This window comes from Synechococcus sp. F70.1 (genome assembly GCF_047502745.1).
GTDB lineage: Bacteria > Cyanobacteriota > Cyanobacteriia > Thermostichales > Thermostichaceae > Thermostichus.
The window spans coordinates 1-2986 of sequence record NZ_JANSJL010000016.1; the positions used below are offsets into that span (position 1 = coordinate 1).

Annotated in this window: 2 protein-coding genes; one reads left to right on the plus strand and one right to left on the minus strand. The window is 64.2% G+C overall.

Annotation, left to right across the window (positions count from 1 at the left end):
- Nucleotides 1-129: 129 nt before the first annotated feature.
- Entirely contained in the window at nt 130-801 is a 672-nt protein-coding gene (locus NW860_RS00880) for a thiamine diphosphokinase (RefSeq protein ID WP_414511938.1), read from the plus strand.
- Here NW860_RS00880 and NW860_RS00885 read toward each other — a convergent pair.
- Nucleotides 734-2671 carry a ComEC/Rec2 family competence protein gene (locus tag NW860_RS00885; RefSeq protein WP_414511939.1) on the minus strand — a complete coding sequence of 646 codons (1938 nt, stop codon included), beginning with the start codon at nt 2669-2671 and terminating at the stop codon, nt 734-736. The genes NW860_RS00880 and NW860_RS00885 overlap by 68 nt on opposite strands.
- Nucleotides 2672-2986: the final 315 nt, after the last annotated feature.

The following is a 2986-nucleotide window of genomic DNA, read 5'->3' on the forward strand; positions in this document are numbered from 1 at the left end:
GAGCATCCCCGCAGTCCAGAGCGGGCACGTCTATGAGCTGCCGGCGGAGGTGATTCTGCAGCCCGGTCCGGCTGCTTTGACCGATGGGGTGCAGTTGCTGCTGGAGATCTTCGACCGCTGGGAGCGGCAATGCGCCGACTGAGCTTTGATGCCGCTTTCGATGCGGTTGTGTGCCTGGATGGCACCATACCCGAACGCGAGGTGTTCCAGTGCGTACAGCACTGCCCGGTTGTGGCTGCCGATGGAGCTGCCGTACAGCTATTCCGTCACTACGGTCTCCGCGCGGATGTGATCATCGGAGACCTCGATGCCTTCTGGCGGGCTCCCGAGGCGCAATGGCTGCAGACGGCGCGCCTGGTCCAGATTGCCGAGCAGGAGACCAACGATTTCGAGAAAGCCCTGCAATTCTGCCACCAGCAGGTATGGCGGCGCTTGCTCGTTGTCGGCTTCCAAGGACGCGAGCCAGACCATACGCTCATCAACTGGAGCGTGGCGCTCCGCTGCGGTCGGGAGCTGGAGCTGTGCTTCTACGATAGCGGTCGGTACGGAATCCTTCTGTGGGAATCGGTTGAGCTGGCGCTGGAGGTGGGCGAGGTGCTCTCGCTGGTGCCGCAGCCGGCAGCTCGCGTTCGGACGCACGGGCTGGTTTGGGAGCTCGCCGATGAGCGCCTACAATGGGGGATTCGGGAGAGTGCCCGCAACGTTGTCCGCTCTGTCCCTGTGCGCATTGAGCTCAGCGAAGGTGCGGTGGCGCTGTTTTGCCAGGCGCGCCTCCCGCATGCCCCTCGGTGGGAGCGGTAGCGGCGCTGCTGGGATGCCCTGGGGAGGCGAGCAGCGCTCGGAGAAGGTGCTCGGGTGCTTGGATGACGGTGCACTGCGGGTGAGCCCGGGCAATGCGGACGGCGGCGTACTCGCTGGAGTTGCCGGCGTAGAGGATCCACAGGCGCCCAGGAAGCTGCTGTGCGTAGCGTTCGAGTGCACGGTCAGGACGGGGCTTCCCGTGAGGGTATCGGTCCAGCAGCACCAGCAGCGTGCCCTCAGTGAGTGGGAGCTGCCGCAGGAGGATGTGCTCACGCAGCAGGGACATCGGGGCATGCTGCGGGCGCACCGCCAGCACTCCAAGGAGGGTCAACACAGCAACGGTCAGCGCGCGTGGCAGGAGAACCCGGAGGTTCGGTGCCCACAGGAGCCAAAGGAGTCCCCACTGGATTCCAAATGCCAAGGGTATGCTGCTCCACCCCTCTACGGCTGCAATGGGGAGCTGCGCCGCCGTGTGAACACACGCCATCGCCGGGAGCATGCATGCTTGCGCGGCGGAGGCGTAGAGTCCGGCAACAGCGCTGCTGAGCGGATATGCTAGCAGGCTCAAAATCCCCGCAAGTATCCCCAGCGAACACAGCGGCACAACAACGAGGTTGAGCGGAATCGCCAGCAGCGAGAACATCTGGAAGTGCAGCGCAACAAGCGGTGCGCTCACCGTGGAGGCTGCCAAGCTGACGGCGCTCAACTGCACAATTCCCGCCGGCATCCAAGGGAGCAGCTCCTGAATCCGCTCCCGGAGCGGTTCGTAGAGGAGTGCAATCCCCAGCATCGCCATCGTAGAGAGCTGGAAGGAGCTGGAGAACGCCTGAGCGGGGTCCAACAAGAGCGTCATCAAGGCAACGGCGGCAACAAGGTTGGGCAGCATGACCGGGCGCTGGAGCAGAGCAATTCCCCACGCAAGCGCTGCTGTGATGCCCGCCCGCACCGCCGAGGGCTGCGCCCCAGTCAACAGCACAAAGGCAGCAAGGGCAATGCAGAAGATGCCCCAGCGCAATCCCTGCCACGGCACAAATCCCAATGCGATGGAGATCGCCGCCGCAAGGATGCCAACGTGTAATCCGCTGACGGCTAACACATGCGCAACTCCGGCAAGCGCAAACGCTCGCCGCTCCTCTGGCTGCAGCTTCGAACGGTCCCCGCACAGCAGAGCCGCCATAACTCCGGCAAGCCACTCAGGGTAGAGCTGTGCGATCGCGTGCAACACATGCTGCCGCTGCTGCGCAATCCAGCGAAAGAGAGATGCTGACCATGAGCCCTCCCGAGCCCACAGGGCGACACCTTCGCGGTGAGCGGTAGCAACCCATTGCGCGCCAAGATGGGCGCAATACTCCCATTCGGGGAAATCCGTGGGGAGCTGGGCTGGAGTCGGAGGGCGGACCCGTACGTACGCGCGCAGAAATTCGCCAGGCGTTCGCCATGGTTCGGTGCCATCGGTTCCGAAGACGTGGAGGAGCACCCTTGTCTGCACGGGCGGAAGTGCTTGGGCATCGAGTTCGCCTTCGACCAGCACTCGGAGCACCGGGGGCTCATCGCGGAGCACCTGGCGTATCTGTCCGGCGAGCAGAGCCGGAATTGGCTCCAGCCGATACGGGATTCGCACCGGAAGTGCCTCGCGCCAGCACATGCTCCACCAGAGGGCAACAGTGCCGACCGAACAGAGGTACGCCAGCGCCCGGTGCCGCAGCACCCACAGAAGGGCTCCGCACGCTGCCATGCCGCAGAGCAGCGCTGTGGTCAATTCCCGCCCCCAGTTCCAGCCAAGCTGGAGGAGCGCGATGGCTACTGCAAGGCTGAGCAGGCAAAACCGAAGCGCAGGGGCTTCGCGCAGGGCTTTCTTCAGCGCCTCCATCGCACGGTGGTTCGGTGGTGGAAGCAGGTGCAAAGATAGCACTCTGCGGTGAAGCAGTCGGGAGCAGAGCATTCGCTAAATTTGCTCTAAGGCGGCTCGAAGCAGCCGCGTCGAATGTGACACACAAGGAGGCTTCCAATGCGGTGGGGCGTGATCGTGTGCTTGTGCGCAGCCGTGCATGTACTGCGGGCACAGCTTCCGGGGATGATCGTCAACCGGCTGCAGCTCAATGGAGAGCTGCTGCTGGGCGGCAATGCTGGAAGCGCAGGACAGATCCTGCTCTCGCAGGGTGTTGGCGCAACGCCGACGTGGGCG

Coding starts and splice junctions, on each gene's coding strand:
- NW860_RS00880 (WP_414511938.1), top strand. CDS start 130: ATGCGCCGACTGAGCTTTGATGCCGCTTTCGATGCGGTTGTGTGCCTG.
- NW860_RS00885 (WP_414511939.1), bottom strand. CDS start 2,671: ATGGAGGCGCTGAAGAAAGCCCTGCGCGAAGCCCCTGCGCTTCGGTTT.